The 1,699-nt window shown below is 77.6% G+C and carries 2 protein-coding genes; both read right to left on the minus strand.

Annotated features, from left to right (window positions below):
- On the minus strand, positions 1–1,035 hold a 1,035-nt coding region (locus TR48_RS09840), incomplete at its 3' end, for a CpaE-like family protein (RefSeq protein WP_063770953.1).
- Positions 1,035–1,699 (minus strand): SAF domain-containing protein (locus tag TR48_RS09845; protein WP_161789798.1); only part of this gene is annotated, 665 nt, incomplete at its 5' end. The genes TR48_RS09840 and TR48_RS09845, both read right to left, overlap by 1 nt.

Below are 1,699 nucleotides of genomic sequence, written 5' to 3' on the forward strand. Positions count from 1 at the left end.
GTGCGGCGTCTCGTGCGCGGGCAGGGGGCTCGGGGCCGGGGTGGCGGCGTGGGCCTGGCGGTAGCCCAGACGGCTCGCGTCCGCCGCCGGGGAGAAGGGGGTCGGCGTCGGCGGCGCTGGGGTGGGGACGGCCTGGAGCGGGGCGGGCGTCAGACCGGGCGTGGGCGTCGGCGCGGGTATCGCGTGCAGTTCCGGGGCGGTGGCCCCCTGCCCCGGCCGGACCGTGGACGACGAGTCGGCGGGTTGGGGGCGCGCGACCAGACGGCGACGCGCCGTCAGCGCGCGGAGCTCGTCGCTGGTGGAGCGGGCGGCGCGCATCAGCTCGGAGCGCTGGAAGCGCCGGTCGGAGGTGCGGCCGCCGCCGTCGGAGAGGGTGCGGGCCTCCTTGGGTGCGAAGGGCAGCAGGCCGACGACGGGCGCGCCGAGGGCGCGGGAGATCTCCGCTGCCGCGTAGGGGCCCTCGCGGATCAGCAGCAGCGCGAGCGCGTCGCTCACGCCGTCCTGCGCCAGCTCCGCCGTCAGCGCGGCGACGCGTGGACGCGCGGTGCTGAGGCCGCGCAGCGTCGTGCGCAGGACGGCGAGGACGGCGTCGGCGCGGCGCGCCAGAACCGCGGAGGGGCCGTGGCCGCCGGAACGGCCGAGGTCGACGATGACGTCACAGCCGTAGCCGTCGAGGGTGCGGCACGCCTCGGCGAGCGGCTCCCAGGTGTAGACGAGGGCGGCGGCCTGCGCCGGGTCGGTGAGGCCGGGCAGCAGCAGACGGTCGCCCGTGCCCTGCGGGGACACGTCGATGCACTGGTCCCACATCTCCTGCAGCAGGCGGCCGCGCCGGTCCGACACGGCGAGGTTGCGCAGGCCCTTGTCGGCCTGCACCTCGCCCCGCAGTGCGCCGGCCAGCACCGCGCCGCCGTCGGGGTCCGCCTCGACGAGCAGCACCCGGCGGTGCTCGGTCAGGGGCCAGCTGAGCAGCAGCGCGAGGGCCGCGCTGGTCGCCCCGGGCGCACCGGGGCCCCCGGTGATCGCGACGACTGCCATCAGCCGCCTCCGTTCGTGCCGGGGGCGGCGAGCAGCACGGCGAACTTGCCGCTCGCGACCAGGTCGGCCACGGGCGCCGCCTGCGCGCTCGGGACGGCGACGTCGACGACCCGGGTGCCGTCGTCCTGGGACGCCGCGCCGACGCTCACCACACGCACCGTCACGGACTGCAGCAGCGTGGCCCCGCCGGCGCCACCGGAAGCGCTGGGGCTCGGCAGGGTCTCCGCGCCGGTGCCCGCACCGCTGCCCACGGCGGACGGGGTGTAGACGAGCACCACCCATGTCCCGGCGTGCAGTCCGGAGGCCGGGAGCTGCGCGGGCTTGGCGGAGACGCCGAGCACCTCCTGACCGGCCTGGACCAGCGGGTCGTTGGTGAGGTCTGCGGCGGTGAGCAGTTGTCCGGCCTTGAGGTCGGCGGTGGCGCGCATGTCGAGGACGTGGCTCCCGGCGGAGAGCGGGTGCAGCGCGGGATCGAGCGATATCCGCACCTCCGTCAGGTCGTCCGCCGTCAGCGGCTGACCGGCCGGTACGTCGTGCGCGAGCGCGAGCACGGGGACTCGCTGGCCCGTCGTCAGGTACAGCGCCGCGCCGCCGAGGCCGCCGGCGGCGACCAGGGCGACGCCGAGGGCGAGCACGGCGGGGCGGCGCTTGCGCCGTTGCGGGG

The sequence above is a fragment of the Streptacidiphilus neutrinimicus genome (assembly GCF_000787815.1).
Classification (GTDB): Bacteria; Actinomycetota; Actinomycetes; order Streptomycetales; family Streptomycetaceae; genus Streptacidiphilus; species Streptacidiphilus neutrinimicus.